At 65.9% G+C, this 19,294-nt stretch carries 15 protein-coding genes; 4 read left to right on the top strand and 11 right to left on the bottom strand.

Features of this window, described 5'->3' with window-relative positions:
* Window positions 1–139: 139 nt before the first annotated feature.
* Window positions 140–1,564, bottom strand: coding sequence for a type I glutamate--ammonia ligase (glnA, locus tag QF038_RS12480; protein WP_307610434.1), 1,425 nt, complete (start codon window positions 1,562–1,564; stop codon window positions 140–142).
* A 278-nt stretch (window positions 1,565–1,842) separates the two neighbouring features.
* Between glnA and QF038_RS12475 the strand changes: the two genes are divergently transcribed.
* Window positions 1,843–2,280, top strand: coding sequence for an RDD family protein (locus tag QF038_RS12475; protein WP_307610433.1), 438 nt, complete (start codon window positions 1,843–1,845; stop codon window positions 2,278–2,280).
* A 12-nt stretch (window positions 2,281–2,292) separates the two neighbouring features.
* Here QF038_RS12475 and QF038_RS12470 read toward each other — a convergent pair whose 3' ends face one another.
* From QF038_RS12470 to lipB, 4 genes are all read right to left on the bottom strand, one after another.
* The gene (locus QF038_RS12470) at window positions 2,293–2,622 is read right to left on the bottom strand and encodes a DUF3817 domain-containing protein (RefSeq protein ID WP_307613465.1); all 330 of its coding nucleotides are present in this window, start codon (window positions 2,620–2,622) and stop codon (window positions 2,293–2,295) included.
* A 201-nt stretch (window positions 2,623–2,823) separates the two neighbouring features.
* A complete protein-coding gene (locus QF038_RS12465) occupies window positions 2,824–3,576 on the bottom strand; it encodes a DUF4191 domain-containing protein (RefSeq protein ID WP_091421905.1) in 753 nt (250 codons plus the stop codon).
* Between the two features lie 101 nt (window positions 3,577–3,677).
* The gene (lipA, locus tag QF038_RS12460; RefSeq protein ID WP_307610432.1) at window positions 3,678–4,697 is read right to left on the bottom strand and encodes a lipoyl synthase; all 1,020 of its coding nucleotides are present in this window, start codon (window positions 4,695–4,697) and stop codon (window positions 3,678–3,680) included.
* Window positions 4,694–5,362 carry a lipoyl(octanoyl) transferase LipB gene (gene lipB, locus QF038_RS12455; protein ID WP_307610431.1) on the bottom strand — a complete coding sequence of 223 codons (669 nt, stop codon included), beginning with the start codon at window positions 5,360–5,362 and terminating at the stop codon, window positions 4,694–4,696. The genes lipA and lipB overlap by 4 nt, the downstream gene beginning before the upstream one ends.
* 163 nt (window positions 5,363–5,525) lie before the next feature.
* Between lipB and QF038_RS12450 the strand changes: the two genes are divergently transcribed.
* Complete coding sequence (locus tag QF038_RS12450; protein ID WP_307610430.1) at window positions 5,526–7,334, top strand: serine/threonine-protein kinase; 1,809 nt, start codon at window positions 5,526–5,528, stop codon at window positions 7,332–7,334.
* A 21-nt stretch (window positions 7,335–7,355) separates the two neighbouring features.
* On the opposite strand, the gene QF038_RS12445 is transcribed toward QF038_RS12450, so the two are convergent.
* Entirely contained in the window at window positions 7,356–8,249 is an 894-nt protein-coding gene (locus tag QF038_RS12445) for a TIGR01777 family oxidoreductase (RefSeq protein ID WP_307610429.1), read from the bottom strand.
* 73 nt (window positions 8,250–8,322) lie between these two features.
* Between QF038_RS12445 and QF038_RS12440 the strand changes: the two genes are divergently transcribed.
* Window positions 8,323–11,841, top strand: a complete 3,519-nt coding sequence (locus QF038_RS12440) for a S41 family peptidase (protein ID WP_307610428.1) — start codon at window positions 8,323–8,325, stop codon at window positions 11,839–11,841.
* Between the two features lie 82 nt (window positions 11,842–11,923).
* Here the strand turns inward: QF038_RS12440 and QF038_RS12435 are convergent, their stop codons facing one another.
* The 5 genes from QF038_RS12435 to QF038_RS12415 all read right to left on the bottom strand — a co-directional run bounded on the left by QF038_RS12435 (window position 11,924) and on the right by QF038_RS12415 (window position 18,083).
* On the bottom strand, window positions 11,924–12,352 hold the full coding sequence (locus tag QF038_RS12435; protein ID WP_142058077.1) for an OsmC family protein: 429 nt from the start codon (window positions 12,350–12,352) through the stop codon (window positions 11,924–11,926).
* A gap of 192 nt (window positions 12,353–12,544) precedes the next feature.
* Window positions 12,545–12,895, bottom strand: a complete 351-nt coding sequence (locus QF038_RS12430; protein WP_307610427.1) for a hypothetical protein — start codon at window positions 12,893–12,895, stop codon at window positions 12,545–12,547.
* A gap of 116 nt (window positions 12,896–13,011) precedes the next feature.
* Window positions 13,012–14,796, bottom strand: a complete 1,785-nt coding sequence (gene sucB, locus QF038_RS12425) for a 2-oxoglutarate dehydrogenase, E2 component, dihydrolipoamide succinyltransferase (protein WP_307610426.1) — start codon at window positions 14,794–14,796, stop codon at window positions 13,012–13,014.
* 116 nt (window positions 14,797–14,912) lie between these two features.
* Window positions 14,913–16,295: a dihydrolipoyl dehydrogenase gene (gene lpdA, locus QF038_RS12420; protein ID WP_307610425.1), complete on the bottom strand. Its 1,383-nt coding sequence runs from the start codon at window positions 16,293–16,295 to the stop codon at window positions 14,913–14,915.
* Between the two features lie 261 nt (window positions 16,296–16,556).
* Entirely contained in the window at window positions 16,557–18,083 is a 1,527-nt protein-coding gene (locus tag QF038_RS12415) for a leucyl aminopeptidase (RefSeq protein WP_307610424.1), read from the bottom strand.
* Between the two features lie 260 nt (window positions 18,084–18,343).
* On the opposite strand from QF038_RS12415, the gene QF038_RS12410 reads away from it, so the two are divergent.
* Entirely contained in the window at window positions 18,344–19,282 is a 939-nt protein-coding gene (locus QF038_RS12410; RefSeq protein ID WP_307610423.1) for a proteasome assembly chaperone family protein, read from the top strand.
* The last annotated feature ends 12 nt before the right edge of the window (window positions 19,283–19,294 follow it).

Raw genomic sequence — 19,294 nt, 5'->3', positions numbered from 1 at the left:
GACCGCACAGCATTTCATGGCGGATCCGGAAAGCAGTCAGGCCGGCCTCAAGGGGGAAACCTTGAAGCCGGCCTTTCCTGTATAAAAGGTCCTTGCGGATTATTGGCGGACTATGCCCGCGATCAGCCGCATGACATGACTAGACGCCGTAGTAGAGCTCGAACTCGTAGGGGTTCGGACGCAGCGACAGCGGGCGGATCTCGTATTCGTACTTGTACTCGATCCAGGTGTCGATCAGGTCCTGGGTGAAGACACCGCCGGCCTGCAGGAACTCGTTGTCCTCGGCCAGGGCCTCCAATGCTTCCTCAAGCGTGCCCGGAGCCTTGGGGATGTCCTTGGCTTCTTCAGCGGGGAGCTCGTAGAGGTCCTTGTCGATGGGTGCCGGCGGCTCGATGCGGTTGCGGATGCCGTCGATGCCGGCCATCAGCTGGGCAGCGAATGCCAGGTACGGGTTGGAGGAGGGGTCCGGTGCGCGGAACTCGATGCGCTTGGCCTTGGGGTTGGTGCCCGTGATGGGGATACGGATACCGGCGGAGCGGTTGCCCTGCGAGTAGACCATGTTGACCGGGGCTTCGAAGCCCTTGACCAGGCGGCGGTAGGAGTTCACCGTCGGGTTGGTGAAGGCCAGGACGGCGGAGGCGTGCTTGAGCAGGCCGCCGATGTACCAGCGGGCGGTGTCGGACAGGCCGGCATAGCCCTTCTCGTCGTAGAACAGCGGCTCGCCGCCGTTCCACAGCGACTGGTGGCAGTGCATACCGGAGCCGTTGTCACCGAAGACCGGCTTGGGCATGAAGGTAACGGACTTGCCCCAGGCATCTGCGGTGTTCTTGATGACGTACTTGAACTTCTGCAGGTCATCGGCAGCGTGCGTCAGGGTGGTGAACTTGTAGTTGATCTCGGCCTGGCCGGCAGATCCAACTTCGTGGTGGCTGCGCTCGACCTCAAGGCCGGCTTCGTCCAGGGCGACGCACATGGCGTCGCGCAGGTCGGCCTGCTTGTCGGTGGGGGAGACCGGGAAGTAACCGCCCTTGACGGGGGTCTTGTAACCGAGGTTTCCGCCTTCTTCCTCGCGGCCGGTGTTCCAGTGTGCTTCCTCGGAATCGATCTTGTAGAAGCTGCCCTGCGGGGAGGACTGGTACTGGACGTTGTCGAAGACGAAGAACTCTGCTTCGGGAGCGAAGAATGCGGTGTCCGCGATGCCGGTGGAGGCCAGGTAGGCCTCGGCCTTCTCAGCCACGCCGCGGGGGTCGCGGTGGTAGGGATCGCCCGTGCGGGGGTTGACGATGGAGAAGTTCAGCGCGAGGGTCTTTTCCATGCGGAAGGTGTCCAGGAACGCGGTGGTGACGTCCGGGATCAGCTGCATGTCGGACTCGGCGATGCCCTGGAAGCCGCGGATGGAGGATCCGTCGAAGAGCTGGCCGTTGATGAAGAAGTCGGCATCAACGCTTTTGGCCGGGACGTTAAAGTGCTGCTGGACACCCGGGAGATCGGTGAAGCGGATATCGACGAACTTAATATCTTCGTCCTTGATGAACTTGAGGACTTCGTCCGCAGTCTTGAACATCTATGCTCCTAACGCATATGTAAATATCTGGCGTGACAGCCATCTGATCCAACGCAATCCAAAGGCAGGGAGACCACAAGGTTTCCCTGCTGATGTGCACCCTGCCGGGGGATTCGCTTGAAACTGCTAACAGCCTATGGATGGGGCATTTCCCGTCCGTGTCCGTATTGTTTCGGGCAGGTTACAGAATGCCCTGATATGGCAACGCTACTGGCCGTCCACAGTGTGGTCTAACCGCATCCACACTGTGGGCGGATGAACGCGGGTAAACTTGGACGGTGGTAGATCGCAAAGACCTCGGTTCCTGGCTCACCGGCCCCGACACCTCCGGCATATCCAGGTATCCGGGTGAGCGGCTTGGCCTGCCGGAATCCGGGCCCGGTTCCATCGCACGGGCCGGCCGCCGGATTGTTGCGCTCATGATCGACTGGGGCATCGCGCTCTTGATCAGCAACTTCGCTTTTGGCGGCGACGCCTGGGCAAACCTGGCCATTTTCGCCGTCGAGCAGATCCTCCTGGTAGGCACGCTCGGCTACAGCATCGGGCACCGTGCCATGGGCATCCACGTGGTGCGGCCCGGCGGGGGAGCTCCGGGACCGCTCGCTGCCTTGGTGAGGTCTCTGCTGCTGTGCCTGGTGATCCCTGCCGTGATTTTCGATCCCGACCATCGCGGCCTCCATGACAAGGCGATGAACACGCTCCTGCTGCGCCGGTAGGATCCGCGGGCTTCAGGCCCGGCTGGTTTCCCTGGGAGCTTCCGACCCGCCCGTGGAAAGGTGTCCCCGCCTGCCGGCCCAGCGCTCGAACCAGAGGGTTGCGAAGGGGAAGACCGCCGATATCCCGGCAAAAAGCGCCACCACAAAGGGCCAGCGCTGGAGCCGCCAAAGTGCCAGCGCCGTGATCCCGTAGCCAACGAACAGGGCTCCGTGGATGGGGCCGGCCACCTGCACGCCAATTTCTGTGGTGCCGGCAATCCACTTGAAGTACATGCCGATCAGTAGCGCGGCCCAGCTGAAGGCTTCAGCGATGGCGAAGATCCGGAAGGCGCGCAGCGCCAGGGTTTTGACGGGCGTTGCGGCGTTGCCCGGGCGTGCCTGTTCCTCTGTGACTTGGGCCTCGTTGCCTTGGACGTCGTTGACCTGGACGTCCGGCTGGTCCTCTGTCAGATTGCTGTGGTTCACGGTGTCCTGTCCTCCTGGCAGTATTGGTGCACTAAAAAGCCCCGGTACCGGCAGGTAGCCGGTACCGGGGCTTTTGGCCTAGCGTCCGCGGTTGGGGCGGGCCTTGTAGGGGTCGATGCCCTTGGGAATGGGGAGCCGGGTGCCCAGCGAAGCGATCCGCTTGGAGACCGCATTGACTTCGAGCTTGGTCAGTTCGTTCTTCATTTTGCCCATTTTCTTTGCCACCTGGCTGATGGGCACCTGGCCCTCGCCGCGTCCGCTTTCAATGACGTGGACGGTGACGTTGGGCAGGATCCGGGCAAGGCGCTTGCGTTCTGCGTCCAGCAACGGCTTCACGCGGTGGCTGGGCCCTTCACTGACCAGCACGACGCCGGGACGGCCAATGGCGCGGAACACGGCGTCCTGCGTGCGGGGGTTGACGGCAACGGGCTGGTCCTCGGTGATCCAGCCGCGGCGGAGCGTTCCCAGCGCGGCGCCGGAGGCGCCCGGCTGGTTCTCGATCTGGGCGAAGGCGGCGCGCTCGGCGCGGCGCGACAGGATCAGCGTGGCACCGAGCAGGCCCAGCGGGATGCCGATGATGAGGCCGGTAATCCAGTTCTCCAGCCAGAAGCCCACCAGGAAGCTGACGGCCACAACACCGAGGAAAACCAGCAGCATCAGCCACGGGACCATGGGGTCGTGGCGGCGGGTCATGTTAAAGACCTCGCCGATCTGCTTGAGCCGGCTGGGCTTCTTGACCTTCGCTTCTTTCGGCTTGCGGGAGAAGAGGCCGCGCTTCACTGCGCTCGAGCCCGCAGGAGTGGGATTGCTGGAATCAGGGGATTTCGCCATAGTGCCTCAATTCTACGTGACCAAAGCCGAAGGGCCGGCACCGGAGTTCTCCGGTGCCGGCCCTTCGGGGTGTTGTCTTTCGGCGTCTGGGATGGTTGGTGTCAGGAATGCGCGGCGAGCAGTGAGCTGGCTTCCTGGCGGGTGGTCCCGGAGTCCTGGATGCCCTCGGCGATGTGGGCGAGTTCGGCGGGGATGTCCCGGCCTTTCTTCCGCATGGCGGTGGCCCAGAGCCGGCCGGCGCGGTAGGAGGAACGGACCAGCGGGCCGGACATCACGCCCAGGAAGCCCAGCTCGGTGGCCTCGTCCTGCAGGTCCACGAATTCCTGCGGCTTGACCCACCGGTCCACGGGCAGGTGCCGCTCACTCGGGCGCAGGTACTGGGTAATGGTGATCAGGTCACACCCGGCCTCATGCAGGTCCCGCAGCGCTTCGGAAATCTCCTCGCGGGTTTCGCCCATGCCCAGGATCAGGTTGGACTTGGTCACCATGCCCAGGCTCCGGCCCTGCGTGATCACATCCAGGGACCGCTCGTACCGGAACGCCGGCCGGATCCGCTTGAAAATCCGCGGCACGGTCTCGACGTTGTGCGCGAACACCTCGGGCTTGGAGTCGCAGATCGCGGCGATGTGCTCGGGTTTGCCGGAGAAGTCCGGGATCAGCAGCTCCACCCCGGTGCCGGGGTTCAGTTCATGGATCTTCCGGACCGTTTCGGCGTACAGCCACACGCCCTCGTCCTCGAGGTCGTCGCGGGCCACACCGGTGACGGTGGCGTAGCGCAGCTGCATGGCCTGCACGGACCGGGCCACCTTGGTGGGTTCGAACATGTCTACCGGGGAGGGCTTGCCGGTATCGATCTGGCAGAAATCACACCGCCGGGTGCACTCGGACCCGCCGATCAGGAACGTGGCTTCCTTGTCCTCCCAGCATTCGAAGATGTTGGGACAACCGGCCTCTTCGCAGACCGTGTGCAGGCCTTCCTTCTTCACCAGGTTCTTGAGCTGGACGAACTCCGGGCCCATCTGGACCTTGGCCTTAATCCACTCCGGCTTGCGCTCCACCGGAACAGCAGAGTTACGCTGTTCAACGCGCAAAAGCTTCCGGCCTTCAGGTGCCAATGTCACAGTAGAGCTCCTTCGGGGGTAGCGACCAGGGCGTCTTCATTCTTGCGCAGTTCTTCGATAACCCGGGAAACGAGGTCGGCCGGGGCAACGTCATAACCGGTTTCCTGGGCGATGGTGGTCACGCCCGCATCGGTGATGCCGCACGCGATGATCTGCGAGTACGGGGTGAGATCGTTGTTGCAGTTGATGGCGAAGCCGTGCATGGTGACGCCTTCGTGGACGCGGATACCGATGGCTGCGATCTTCCTGTCCGGGCCTTTTTCGTCTGCCGTGAGCCAGACCCCGGCACGGCCTTTGATCCGGACAGCCTCGATGCCATAGTCGGCGAGGACGGCGATGATCACGGACTCGAGGCGTTCCACATAATCACGGATGCCGGCGCGGTTCTTCAGCTTGATGATGGGGTACCCCACCAGCTGGCCCGGGCCGTGCCAGGTGAGTTTGCCGCCGCGGTCCACCGGGACAACGGGGGTACCGTCAAAGGGCCGCTCATGGTCCTCGGTCCGTTTGCCGGCCGTGTAGACCGGCGCGTGTTCCAGGAGAAGGACAGTGCTGGGGGCCTTGCCGGCGACGACGTCGTCATGGAGTTCGCTCTGAATGGCCCAACCGCGGGTGTAGTCCACAAAGTCCGGAGCAAGACCCAGCTGTGAAAACTCAAGAGTCATGGGATCCAGCTTAGACCTTGGGAGGCCGCAGGCCTGGTTTAGTGCTGAAGCTCACCCCGGGCAGTGAGCCAGCCCCCATCGGCCGGAAAAGCCCTTGGAGCAGGCCGGCGCCTGCCTGTGGATAACTTCTGCACGGGGTTCCGGATTCGGCTAGACATAGGTTATGGAGAAATTGCAGGACCCGGGTGTCCCCGGGTATGCGGTGGGGCGGTTGCTCGGCCATGGTGGCAGCTCTTCAGTCTGGTTGGTCATGGAGGAACGGACTGGCCGTGAGTTTGCCCTGAAGTGCCTCCGCCGGCCCGCACGGCGGGCAGCACGCGGGGAAGCGATGACCGAAGAGGGGATCCGCCGCGAGATCCGCATCCTGTCAGTGCTGGACCATCCCCACCTCATTAAGGCCCATAGCGCCGTGAGGGTCGAAGACGGGCCTGACAGTACCGCCGGCCTGATCATGGACTACGCACCCGCCGGCTCGCTCGGTGGGCTGGTGGCGGCACGGGGCAGGTTGAGCGTCGGTGAGACGGTTACGGTGTTGACGCCCATCGCACAGGTGCTCGGATACCTGCACAGCAAGGGGTTCACGCATGCCGACGTCTCGCCCGGCAACGTCCTGTTTACGGGCCAGGGGAAGCCGATGCTGTCCGATGTCGGCATCGCCCGGATGCTCGGCGATCCTGCTTCCGCTCCTGGCCGGGGCACGCCTGGTTTTATGGACCCGGCACCCGTAGACGCCGTAAGGGCGGGCCTGCAACCCGAACGCGACGTCTATTCGGCTGCCGCCCTGGGCTGGTTCTGCCTCACGGGGGCTCCTCCGCAACGCACGGCGGACCGTCCGCCGCTGACGCTCCTGGTCCCGGAGGTCCCCAGGGAACTCGCCGCGGCCCTGGAGTCCGGGCTTACCGAAGACCGGCGGCTCCGGCCCACGGCAGCAGCATTAGGGACCGCCATCTACCGAAGCGCTTCGCCGCTGCCTCTTGACCTCGCGTCTGCAGTCCATCCCACAGTCCTTCCTAAACTGGTGACGCGACTGCACGCACAGGCATCGCCCAGCAGACTGCGCGAGAAGCTCGGTGGCTTGCGGCGCCGGCTGGCAACATCGACGTGGGCCGGTTGGTTCCCCGCCCCGCAGAAGCTGCCGTTCCCGGCGTCGAACTCCACCGTGTCCACGACAGTCCAGGCCCCGCCCAGCCAGGCCTCCGGGGCCCAGCGGAAGGACCAGATCGCGCGGGACCAGGGAATAGGCAAGCCCGCGCTGGACAAGCGGAAGGGCAAGCCCACACGGAACCAGCGGAACAACCAGGCCGCGCTGAACCCGGGGAAGAGCCGGCCTGCCAGGGTCCGGGGCAGGGCCCGGCACGCTCAGGCGGAACGCAGGGGACCGCTGCGGCGGGGCGCTGTGGCCGCCGCAGCCGTTTCCGCGGCGGTGTGTGCGTGGTGGCTTGTTGGCGCGGGGCTCACAGCAGCAGGACCGGATTCACCGCCCGCCGGCCAAAGCGCCGGAACCGCGGGTGCCTACCCGGAAACGCCTCCTGTCGAGGCGTCGCAGCGGCAGGACCCGGCCGACGCCGCGCGGCTGCAGGCGGGTTCACTGGATCCCGGAGTGGCAGTCCAGGGACTGTCTTCGCTGAGGTCCCTGGCCTTCAGTTCCGGCAGGCTGGAACTGCTGGACGAAGTGAACCAGCCGGGTTCAGGTGCGGCAGCAGCAGACCGGCGGATTGCCGAGCGCCTACGGGCATCAGGCCACACCCTTGCGGGTTTCTCCACCGCCCTGTCGCAGGTGCAGGCAGAGGAAGGCGCAACATCAGCCAGTGCAGTGATGGCCGTAACGTCCGCCTCGTCCGCCTACGAGGAGAAGGACGCCCAGGGTGCCGTTGTCGCGGTGGGGGCTGCCGGCGCGGAGCAGCGGCTGCGCGTAGTGCTCGTGTCAGTTGACGGCAAGTGGCGGGTCAGCGAAATCCTTCCGGGCCCTTGACCTGCCCGCGACGGGAAGCCCCTAGTCCTTGCCGGCCACCCACTGAGCCGCCTCGGCGAGCGTCGGTTGCTGCCAGGCGAATCCGGCAGCCAACAGGCGGGCGGGCTCCAGGCGCTGGCTGCCAAGCAGCAGCTCGTCGGCCAGGTCGCGCATGACTAACCGCAGCACCGGAGCCGGCACCCGCAGGGCTGCAGGGCGGTGCAGGACGCGGGCCAAAGCAGCAATCAGGGCGTTCACGTCGGTTTGCTCGGGCGCACACAGGTTGACCGGTCCGCTGACGTCCGATTCCAGCAGGAAGAGGAAAGCCTCGGAAACATCCGGCAGGGTGACCCAGGGCCAGTACTGTCGGCCGTTTCCCAGCGGGCCGCCCAAGCCGAGCCGGATCAGCGGCAGCAGCCTGCCCAGGGCTCCTCCCTTACGGCTGAGCACCACCCCCGTGCGCGGAGTGACTACCCGTACACCGGGGGGAGCGGCGGCCGCCGCGGTCTCCCACTCACCACAGATCCGGGCCAAGGTTCCGGCACCTTGCGGGGCATCTTCGCGAAGCACGGTATTGCCTGCATCACCGTAGTAATTGGCGCCGGACTGGCTGATAAACACCGGCGGCGGGGAATCCAGCCGGCGCATGGCGTTGGTAAGGGTCCGGGTGGGATCCAGCCGGGAGCTGAAGAGCTCCGCGACACGTTTTCGCGTCCACGGCCTGTCCCCAATACCGGCACCGGAAAGATTAACGACGGCGTCAGCGCCTTCCAGTGCCTTGGGGTCCAGTTCCCCGGCGGCCGGGTTCCACTGAACTTCCGCCGCCGAGGAGGCTTCGCGCCGCACCAGGGAAATCACCTGGTGGCCGGCCCCACGGAAGGTTGCGGACATGTGGGTTCCGATCAGCCCGGAGGCCCCGGCGATGACTATGCGCATGCTGTCCATCACACCACGGCTGCCACACCGGCACCTCCAACGGCGCCGCGTGGGGGATGACTATGATCGAACGATGACCTCTTCGAGCTACTTCCGTTACCCGCACCTTCACGGCGATCTGGTCACCTTCGTGGCCGAGGACGACGTGTGGATTGCACCCCTGGACGGCGGCCGCGCATGGCGTGTCTCCTCGCTCCAGCTGCCTGCCCGCAACCCCCGTTTCACCCCCGACGGGCAGCGGCTGGTGTGGACGGTGGTGCAGGGAACGGCGCCGGAGGTAGTGTCCGCGGCAGTGGACGGCGGGGACTACCGGCAGCTGACGTACTTTGGCCACAGCACCACCAAAGTCAAAGGCTTCACCGCCAGCGGCTCAGTGGTTGTCACCAGCGCGTTCCGGCAGGCCGAAAGCAGGCACACACACGCCTACAGCGTTCCGCTCGACGGCGGCTGGGCGGAAGAACTGCCGTTCGGCCCGGTGGAGTCGGTGGCCTTCGGCCCCGAGGTTGGCGATGAGCGGCCCGTAGTGCTGGGCAGCGTGTTGTCCCGCGAGCCCGCCTGGTGGAAGCGCTACCGCGGAGGCACTGCAGGAAAGCTCTGGATCGACAACGACGGCAACGGTGAGTTTGAGCGCCTGCTGCCGGACCTGGACGGCAACCTCGCCGACCCCATGTGGGTGGACGGGCGGATTGCGTTCCTGTCTGACCACGAGGGTTACGGCAACCTGTATTCGGTGCTGCCCAACGGAAAAGACCTGCAGCGCCACACGGACCACGAGGACTTCTATGTCCGCCACGCCAGCACGGACGGCAAGCGGATCGTCTTCGAGTCTGCGGGTGAGCTGTGGATGCTTTCCGGGCTCGGGGCCGACGCGGTGCGGCTGGACATCACTTTGGGGTCAGCCTCGCAGTCGAGGCGGCCGGCACTGCTTAATACAGCCAAACACTTAGGCGAGGCAGTCCCGGACGCTGCCGGCTCGGCCAGTGCGGTGGAAGCCCACGGCACCATCTCCTGGCTCCGCCACAAAGACGGTCCATCGCGCATCATTGAAGCTACACCAGGGGTCCGCGCGCGCCTGCCGAGGCCGCTGAACAACGGACGGCTGGCCTACGTCGCCGATCATGACGGCGTCGAAGCGCTGTTCATCAAGGATATTGCCGGGCCCGTCCCCGGCACCGCCGCCGCACCCTCCGCAGCCACACCCGCCGGACCTCCGGACGCTGGGGCAGCCGCCCCGGCGCAGGGCCGCGACGAGGAGCACGCGCCTTTGCCGCAGCCGGTCCCTGCTGCCGGCGCTGCAGTCCTGGCCGCGAACACAGCACAGACCGCCGTCCGGGACGACCAGCAGGCAGACGTTGCTCCGGAGGAAGCGTCTTCGCCTGGGAACGCGACGGCCGGGCCACCTGTGCAGGCCGAAACGCTGCGCATCAGTTTTCCGCGCCCCACCCGGACCAGTTCGCTGGAGGCAAGCCCGGACGGCAACTGGCTTGCGCTGGGCACATCATTCGGCGAGGTTTATGCGGCCGATACGCGGACCGGCGAACTGACCCTGGTGGCCAGCATCGGCGAAGGCACCGTTTCGGACCTCGCCTGGTCCACGGACTCCGAGTGGCTGGTATGGTCCGAGCCGGTCACCTCTTTCGGTTCGCGCAGCCGGCTCCGGCTGGCAAAGGTTGCTGATCCGGGGGCCAGCCCGGTGGACGTCACTGACGGCCGGTTCCGGGACACGTCTCCCGCCTTCACTCCGGACGGGAAGTTCCTGGCCTTCCTGTCCAACCGCAGCTTCGACCCCGTCTACGACGGGCACTCCTTCGACCTCTCCTTCCCCAGCCCCATCAAGCCCTACCTCGTGGCGCTGGCTGCAGATACGCCGTCGCCCTTTGGTCCTTCTGTGGATCCGGACGCCGGTGAGGCCGAGGCGGCAAAGGCTGAGCCGAAGCAGGATGATGCGGCCGCTCCCGAGGTCATCGTGGATGCTGAGGGCCTGGCCCACCGCGTTATCGGCGTCCCCGTGCCGCAGGGCAACTACACGTCACTAAAGGCGGCCGACGGCGCTTTGCTGTGGCTCGACTGGGCCCTCGCCGGGGTAACCGGTGACGGCAAAGCCAGCCAGGAGGACAAGGACGCACGCCCCAGCCTGTCCCGTTTCGACCTCGCCCGCCGGAAGCAGACCACCCTGGTGGAGTCTTTGGACAGTTTCCGGCTCTCCGGCGACTGCAGCAAAGTGGTGCTGATCTCCGAGAAGAAGGTCACGGTGGTCCCGGCGGACAAAAAGGTGGACGAGGAATCCGGCGACCTGGTCAAGGTGGACCTGGGCCGGGTCCGGGTAATGATGGAACCGCTCCGCGTCTGGGGCCAGGCCTTCGACGAGGCCTGGCGGCTGCAGCGCGACTTCTTCTGGGCTGAGGACATGGCCGGGCAGGACTGGGAGTCCATCCACAAGCGCTACCGCCCCCTGGTGGACCGCCTGGGATCGCACGATGACCTGGTGGACCTGCTGTGGGAGCTGCACGGCGAACTGGGAACCTCCCACGCGTACGTCAAGCCGGCGCCCGTCACCGAAAACGGCAGCCACGGCCAGGGGCGCCTGGGCGCGGACCTTTCGCTCACCCCGGCCGGCTGGGAAATCACCCGGATCCTTGCCGGCGAGTCCTCGGACCCGCTGGCAACGTCTCCGCTGACCCGGCCCGGCGTGGGCGCCAAGGCAGGCGACATCCTGCTGGCCATCGACGGCGTTCCGCTGTCCGGCTCCGTCACCCCGGCCATGCAACTGGTCGGAGCCGCGGGCCGCGCCGTGGAACTGACACTGCTCAACGGCGCCGCCCACGGAGAACGTGCCGGCACGCAGCGGCGGGTCGCCGTCGTTCCGGTGAAGGATGAGGAGCGCCTGCGGTACCAGGAGTGGGTGGCATCGAACCGGCGGACCGTGCGTGAGGCGTCCGGCGGAACGTTCGGGTACCTGCACATCCCGGACATGATGGCCAACGGCTGGGCCCAGCTCCACCGCGACCTCGACACCGAAACGGCCCTGGACGGGCTCATCGTGGACGTGCGGCGCAACCGCGGCGGGCACACCTCCCAGCTGGTGGCCGAACTGATCGGCCGTAAAGTCACCGGCTGGAGCATGCCGCGCGGAGAAAAGCCGCGGACCTACCCGCACCATGCCCCGCGCGGGCCCGTCATCATCCTCGCCGATGAATTTGCCGGTTCCGACGGCGACATCATCACCCAGGTGTCCAAGCTCCGCGGCATTGGACCTGTGATCGGAACCCGCACCTGGGGCGGAGTTGTGGGCATCGACAACAGGTTCGCCCTGGCCGACGGCACTGGGGTCACGCAGCCGCGGTATGCCAACTGGTTCAGCGGCGGCGTGGGCTGGGGCGTTGAGAACTACGGCGTGGACCCGGACATCGAAGTGGCGTACCCGCCGCACGCCTACGCGGCCGGCCGGGATCCGCAGCTTGAATACGGCATCGGTGCATTGAAGGAAATGGTGCAGGAGCTTCCCACCGACCGCCCGCCGGCCCGCGAGGGCTACCGCCGGCTCCGTCCGGCTCCGCTACCGGCCCGCCGGCCGGGAAGCCGGCAGCCCTAGCCGCAAAGGCCAACGAAAAGGCCCTGCCCGGCCGGAAAATCTTCCGTCCGGGCAGGGCCCTTTGTTTTGCCTGGGGAGGGTCCTAGGACTGCAGCGTGGCGTCCAGGGTGATGTCGATGCTGGCGAGGGCGCCGGAGACGGGGCAACCAACCTTTGCTTCTGCTGCGATCTTCTGGAACTCGTCCTCGGAGATGCCGGGGATCCGTGCGGACATGGTCAGGTGGCTTCCGGTGATGCCGGTGCCCGGTACGAAGGTGACATCAGCCTTGGTATTGACTTCCTCCGGGGAATGTCCGGCCTGGGCAAGTGCGTGGCTGAAGGCCATGGAGAAACAGGCCGAGTGGGCTGCCGCAATGAGTTCTTCCGGGCTGGTCTTGCCGCCGGCAGCCTCGGTGCGGGCCTTCCACGTGACCTCGTAGGTACCAAGGCCGGAGCTGTCCAGCGTGGTGTTTCCGGAACCCGTCATCAGGTCGCCGTTCCATACGGTGTGCGCGGTGCGTGTTGCTGCCATAACCACTCCTCAAATCGATTCGAACCGGGGCAGGCTGCTGCCAGGACCCCGCCGCTACCCATCCTATGGATTCAGCACCCCGGGTGCACGGGTTGTCCGCTGTCAGAGGATTGTGACCATGGCCCTAAAAAGTACGACGGCGACGCCCCGCAGAAAGGGAGCATCGCCGTCGTACGGTATAGATAAAGCCGCTTACTGCCAGATGGTGGCAATGGCCACATTCAGCAGTGCCAGGCCGCCCACAGCATGTGCCAGACCCTTGCTGACGGGCTCGTTGTTCTTGTACTTGCGGCGGCCGATGAAGGCCAGCACGCCAACGGCGAGGGCGATGGCGAACTTGATGCCAAGCTTGACGTAGTTGGCGTCCATGTCCAGGGCCGGGATCAGGCCCATCAGGGCAACACCGGTGAGCAGCTGGAGCATGGCGCCGTCGAACTGGCGGGGGTGGACGGTGGGGTTTTTCATCTGGCCGATCCAGATGCCCACGATCATGGCGGCGCCGACGATGTGCAGGAAAACCACAATGTTATAAACGATGTTCATGGGACCAGTGTAGCCAGAGGTTCTACAGCTTGTAGTAGTTAAACGCCGGCGGCGGCACAGGCCTTGCGCTGGTTTCCCACCGCTGCCTGCACCGCCGTGCGTACGTTGTTGGCCTGTTACAGCCCCAGGTCCGCTTCGAAGGCGCCTTCTTCAAGGCGTGCCTTCAGGGTCTGGAGGAACCGGCCGGCGTCCGCGCCGTCCACCAGGCGGTGGTCGTACGTCAGTGACAGGTACATCATGGAGCGGATGGCGATCGAGTCGTCACCGTTCTCGTCGGCAACCACCACGGCGCGCTTGACGATGGCGCCGGTGCCCAGGATGCCCACCTGCGGCTGGTTGATGATCGGGGTGTCGAACAGGGCCCCGACCGAACCGATGTTGGTGATGCTGAAGGTACCGCCGGACAGCTCGTCCGGGCCGATCTTACCGTCGCGGGTGCGGCTGGCAACGTCGGCGATCTTGCCGGCCAGTCCGGCGAGGTTCAGGTTGCCGGCGTCGGAAATGACCGGAACCAGAAGGCCCTTGTCCGTGTCCACGGCAATGGCCAGGTGCTCGGCGTTGTGGTAGGTGATTTCCTGCTTGGCCTCGTCGTAGGCAGCGTTGAGCTTGGGGTGCTGCTTGAGGGCCTCGGCAACTGCCTTGGCGATGAACGGCAGGAAGGTCAGCTTGACGCCGTTCTGCGCCTGGAACGAGTCCTTGGCGCGGGCACGGAGCTTGGCCACCTTGGTCATGTCCACCTCGTGGACCTGCGTCAGCTGGGTGGAGATCTCCAGGGATTCGCGCATGCGGCGGGCGATGACCTGGCGGATGCGCGGTGCCTTCTGCGTGGTGCCGCGCAGCGAGGAAACTGCGGCGTTGGACGCTGCGGGAGCAGATGCGGCCGGTGCCGCTGCCGGAGCTGCGGCCGGTGCGGCCTTGGCCTCGGCGGCTGCGATGACGTCCTGCTTGCGGATGCGTCCACCTACGCCGGTGCCCGAGAGCGAGGCAATGTCCACGCCGTGCTGGTTGGCCAGCTTGCGGACCAGGGGAGTGACGTAGCCGGACTCGGATCCGCCGTTTGAGGATGCTGCCTCGGCTGCCGCAGGTGCTGCGGCGGGTGCCGGCGCTGCGGCGGGTGCCGGCGCTGCTGCCGGAGCAGGCGCGGCGGCCGGTGCGGGAGCGGCCTGCGGGGCAGGTGCTTCGGCCTTCGGCGCTTCAGCCTTGGGTGCTTCCTGTGCCGGTGCTTCCTGGGCCGGTGCGGGGGCGGCGGGCGCTTCGGCGGGGGCAGCGGCTGCACCGGAGCCGATGACGGCCAGGACGGAACCGACCTCTGCGGTTTCGTCCTCGTTGACGCGGATTTCCTGCAGCGTGCCGGCAACGGGGGACGGGATTTCGGTGTCCACCTTGTCGGTGGAAACTTCCAGCAGGGGCTCGTCAACCTCAACGGAATCGCCCACGGCCTTCAGCCAGCGGGTGACGGTGCCTTCGGTGACGCTTTCACCCAGGGCCGGGAGGGTGACCTCGTGGCCTTCGCCGCCGCCGGCTGCCGGGGCTGCCGGTGCTTCCTGGGCAGGGGCAGACTGTGCGGGTGCTTCCTGTGCCGGGGTTTCTTCGGCGGGGGCGGCAGCGGGTGCTTCCTGTGCGGGAGCTTCCTCGGCGGGTGCAGCGGCGGCGCCGCCGCCGGAGCCGTCGCCGATGCGGACCAGGGGAGCGCCAACCTCGGCAGTCTCGTCCTCGGCAACCAGGATTTCCTCAATCACGCCAGCTACAGGAGAGGGGATTTCAGTGTCTACTTTGTCGGTGGAGACTTCGAGCAGCGGCTCGTCCACCTCTACCCGGTCACCTACCTGCTTGAGCCAGCGGGTGACGGTTCCTTCGGTGACGCTCTCACCGAGGGCGGGCAAGTTAACGGATTCAGACATGTCGTCCCCGTTCTCCTTATTGATCTTTAGTGCGGATGATTGCTGCCTTGTTGGCCAGCCTAATGCACCCGGCATTGAGTGCCGGGTGCACCAGGCCCTTTGGTGCTGGGGGGAGACTAGCCGTGAAGGGGCTTGCCCGCGAGTGCCAGGTGGGCTTCGCCCAGGGACTCGTTCTGGGTGGGGTGGGCGTGCACCAGCTGCGCCACATCCTCGGGGTATGCTTCCCAGTTCACGATCAGCTGGGCTTCGCCCACCTGCTCGCCCATGCGGGCGCCGATCATGTGGACGCCCACCACGGGGCCGTCCTTCTGGCGGACCAGCTTGACCAGTCCGGAGGTGCCCAGGATGGAGCTCTTGCCGTTGCCGGCGAGGTTGTATTCCTGGGTCTGGACCTGGTCCTCGCCGAACTTCTCCTTGGCTGCCTTTTCGGTGTAGCCCACGGTGGCGATTTCAGGTTCGGAGTAGGTGACCTTGGGGATGTTGATGTCCTCGACGATTACCGGCTTGAGGCCGGCGATTTCCTCGGCCACGAAGATGCCCTGCTGGTAGCCGCGGTGCGCGAGCTGGACGCCGGGGACGATGTCGCCGACGGCGTAGATGTTGCCGACGCCGGTGTGCAGGCGCTCGTTGGTGATGACGAAGCCGCGGTCGATGGTGATGCCGGCTTCCTCGTAGCCCAGGTTGGCGGTGACCGGGCCGCGGCCGACCGCGACGAGGAGCAGGTCAGCTTCGAAGGTCTTGCCATCCACCAGGGTGACCTTGACGCCGTCGTTGTTCTGCTCGACGCCCTGGAAGAAGATGCCGGTGGAGAACTTGATGCCACGCTTCTTGAAGGCACGCTCGAAGTTCTTCACGATGGTGGCGTCCTCGTTGGGGACCAGCGAGGGCAGGCCCTCCACGATGGTGACGTCCACGCCGAAGGACTTCCACACGGAAGCGAACTCGACGCCGATCACGCCGCCGCCCAGGATGATGGCGCTCTTGGGGATGTAGTCCATGGTCAGGGCCTGGTCGGAGGTGATGACCTTGCCGCCGATTTCCAGTCCCGGGAGGGTGCGGGAGTACGAGCCGGTGGCCAGGACGATGTTCTTGCCCTTGTAGGCGGTGCCGTTCACCACCACGGTGTCGGTGCCCTGGAGCTTGCCCTCACCTTCGATGACGGTGATGCCCTTGGACTTGATGAGGCCCTGGAGGCCCTTGTACTTGCCGGCGATGATGCCGTCCTTGTACGCGTTGACAGCGGTGATGTCGATGCTGTCGAGGGTGACGTTCACGCCGTACTTGGCGGAGTCACGGGCGTGGTCGGCGAGCTCTGCAGAGTGCAGCAGCGCCTTGGTGGGGATACAGCCGTTGTGGAGGCAGGTGCCGCCCAGCTTTGCCTTCTCCACGAGGCCGACGGTCAGGCCAAGCTGTACGGCCCGCAGGGCGGCGGCGTATCCACCGCTGCCTCCACCGAGTACCAGGATGTCGAATTCTTGCGCAGTTGCCTGATCGGCCACTTAAACGCTCCCTCGCGTGAACGATGACGCGTTCTTCCGCGCATCATCTGGTCTTGGAACTTGCACTGCCGTGATTATGTCAGCGTGCCTGTTCTCTTGCATTTGTGACTACCGTGGTTCACCTTAGCGAACCACTTATCCATGCTCCACCTTGGCGCCGCGTTTGTGGAGCGCTTGTGTCGAGTGTCACGCGGCCCTGCGGCGAAGGGAACATTCCCGTGCCGCAGGGCGCAGTTACCGGTCTCCGGCTGCCCGTTGGCCTCAGGCGGCTGCTGCCAGGATGTCCTCTACATAGGCCACCAGGGTCCGGACCGTGCAGCCCGTTCCCTGCTTGTGGGTGTAGCCGTAGGGGCTTCCGTTGTTGAAGGAAGGCCCGGCGATGTCGATGTGGGCCCAGGGGATCTGTTCCCCGTCCTTGCCCTTACCCACGAATTCGCGCAGGAAAACGGCCGCAGTCATCATGCCGCCGTGGCGTTCGCCGATGTTGGCCAGGTCAGCGACCTGTGAATCGAGGCTGGGGCGCAGTTCCTCGGGCAGCGGCATGGGCCAGACGAGTTCCCCTGCGCGGTCCGCCGCGGCCTTCAGGGGGCCCGTGACGCTGTCCGAACCCATCACTCCGGCGGTGCGGTTGCCCAGGGCGATCAGCTGTGCACCGGTGAGTGTGGCGACGTCGATGATGGCGTCCGGATATTCGCGGCTGGCGGCCACGATGCCGTCGGCCATCACCAGGCGGCCCTCGGCGTCGGTGTTCAGGACCTCAACGGTTTTGCCGCCGAACATGGTGAGCACGTCGGCCGGGCGGGACGCCGCACCGGACGGCATGTTCTCTGCAATGCAGAGCCACGCGGTCGCCTTGACCGGCAGGCCCAGTCCGGCGAGGGCCAGGACAGTGTTAAGGACGACGGCGGCGCCGGCCATGTCGCTTTTCATGTCGCCCATGCCGAGGGCCGGCTTGATGGATATGCCGCCGGTGTCGAACGTGATGCCCTTGCCGACGAGGGCGATCTTCGAGGTTGCCTTGGCCGGGGAGTATTCGACCTTGACCAGGCGGGGCTGGCGGGCCGAGCCTTTGCCGACGCCCATGATGCCGCCGAAGCCTTCCTTTTCCAGCCGCTTCTCATCCCACACCGTGACTTTGACGGGCAGGCCCTTGGCCAGGTCCTTTGCTGCCTCGGCGAACGTCTCCGGGTAGAGGTGGCTGGGCGGTTGGTTCACCAGTGACCGGGTGGCGTTTACGGCTTTGCCCAGCAGCCCGGCACGCTTAAGCGCCGAATTGACGCCGTCGTTGGCAGCCAGGTCCGTGAAGATGACGGCATTTTTGACCGGGTCCTTCAGCCCGTCCGTGGAGGACCGGAATTCGGTGAAGGAATAGGCGCCCAGCGCGGCACCTTCGGCGACGGCCGCGACATCGGCGACGGACGCCGTCGGAAGTGCCAGGACAACCGTGGCGAGGCCGGCAAGCTGGCGGACCGCGGAGCCCGCAGCGCGGCGGAGTGCTTCTTCCGTAAGCGGCTTTCCGGCCGCGACGCTGCCTGTGCCGGCGAGGACCAGAATTCCGGCACCCGTTTCCGGGAGGCCGGGAAGGCGGACGATCTGGTCAGCGGCGCCCGTGATGCCCAGCGACTTGAGGGAGTCGGCCAGGGCCTCGGCACTCTTGGCCGTCAGCGGGTTGTCCAGGAGCACCGGACCGTCAGTGCCCTTCCCCACGCCGATGACCACTGCGTCACTGGGGCTCTTCTTCAGGTCCCTGGTGAGGGTACTAAGGTTGATTTCAGTATTCTTGACCACAGGGATCAGTCCTCAATTCTCGCGAGATGTTCGAAGCAGGGATGCATGTTCGGCGCTCTGCCATGGATGCCCGGATTGCCGTCGTTCGGGACGCAGCCCGGGTGTCTGCAAGCCTGTCTGGCAGGCCAGTTCCGATCGTAGCCCGTCCCCGCCTGAGCCGGTGAATTTCCTGAGATGTGCGCCACACCAGCCGCAGGAATGCGCGGCTGTCCCGGGGCGTTGTAGAGGATGTCCACCCGCACCCATGAAAGGAACACGCCGTGCTTGAACGGATCTCCGGCTCCCTGCTGGACCCCGACGCGCTTTATGCAAGCAACATTGAGCTGTTCCACAGCCCGGAGCTCAAGGGGCTGAACCTGGTGATGGGCTTCACCGGATTCGCCGACGCCGGGCAGGTGGTGAAGCAGATCAATGCCGAACTGCTGGACTCGCTCGACGCCCAGCCCGTTGCCGTCTTCGACGCCGACCAGCTGATCGATTACCGCTCCCGCAGGCCGCACCTGACCTTTGTCGAGGACCACCTGCAGGACTACCAGGAACCCCGGCTCGCCCTCTACCGGCTCGTGGACGGCCTGGGCAGCCCCTTCCTGCTGCTGGCCGGCTTCGAACCGGACCTGCAGTGGGAACGGTTTGCCCGCGCAGTAGTGGGCATTGTGGAAAAACTCGAGGTCAACCTGGTCACCTGGATCCACTCAATCCCCATGCCCGTTCCGCATACCCGCCCGGTGGGCGTCACGGTCCACGGCAACCGGCCGGAGCTCATCGAGGGCATCTCGGTGTGGAAGCCCACCGTGGAAGTGCCCGCGGCCGTGGGGCACATCCTTGAACTTCGCCTCGTGGAGGCAGGCCGCAACGTGGCCGGCTACGTTATCCACGTGCCGCACTACCTGGCCGAGGCCGAATACCCCACGGCCGCCGTCGCAGGACTGGAGTACCTGGGTGCCGCCACCTCCCTGATGCTTCCCTCGGACCGGCTCCGCGAAGCCGGCCGTGAGGTCAGCCGCCAGATCGCCGAGCAGATCGACGCCTCCGAGGAAGTCCAGCAGGTGGTGTCCCGGCTTGAATCCCGGTACGACGAAAAGGCCGAGGGAACTGTCCGCCGCTCGCTCCTGGCGGACGAAAATGACGAACTGCCCAATGCTGATGTCCTCGGTGCCGCTGTCGAGGCCTACCTCGCCCGCGAAAATCCCAGCCACTAGAGGGCGGATTGA

It is taken from the genome of Pseudarthrobacter sp. W1I19, from assembly GCF_030817835.1.
Taxonomy (GTDB): domain Bacteria; phylum Actinomycetota; class Actinomycetes; order Actinomycetales; family Micrococcaceae; genus Arthrobacter.
The sequence above is the reverse complement of the archived record's forward strand: the minus strand, read 5'-3'. Positions and strand labels throughout refer to the sequence as shown.

Bases quoted from the DNA above. Each gene is read 5' to 3' on its own strand.
- glnA (WP_307610434.1), bottom strand. From the start codon at position 1,564: ATGTTCAAGACTGCGGACGAAGTCCTCAAGTTCATCAAGGACGAAGAT.
- QF038_RS12465 (WP_091421905.1), bottom strand. From the start codon at position 3,576: ATGGCGAAATCCCCTGATTCCAGCAATCCCACTCCTGCGGGCTCGAGC.
- lipB (WP_307610431.1), bottom strand. From the start codon at position 5,362: ATGACTCTTGAGTTTTCACAGCTGGGTCTTGCTCCGGACTTTGTGGAC.
- QF038_RS12450 (WP_307610430.1), top strand. From the start codon at position 5,526: ATGGAGAAATTGCAGGACCCGGGTGTCCCCGGGTATGCGGTGGGGCGG.
- QF038_RS12445 (WP_307610429.1), bottom strand. From the start codon at position 8,249: ATGCGCATAGTCATCGCCGGGGCCTCCGGGCTGATCGGAACCCACATG.
- QF038_RS12440 (WP_307610428.1), top strand. From the start codon at position 8,323: ATGACCTCTTCGAGCTACTTCCGTTACCCGCACCTTCACGGCGATCTG.
- QF038_RS12435 (WP_142058077.1), bottom strand. From the start codon at position 12,352: ATGGCAGCAACACGCACCGCGCACACCGTATGGAACGGCGACCTGATG.
- QF038_RS12430 (WP_307610427.1), bottom strand. From the start codon at position 12,895: ATGAACATCGTTTATAACATTGTGGTTTTCCTGCACATCGTCGGCGCC.
- sucB (WP_307610426.1), bottom strand. From the start codon at position 14,796: ATGTCTGAATCCGTTAACTTGCCCGCCCTCGGTGAGAGCGTCACCGAA.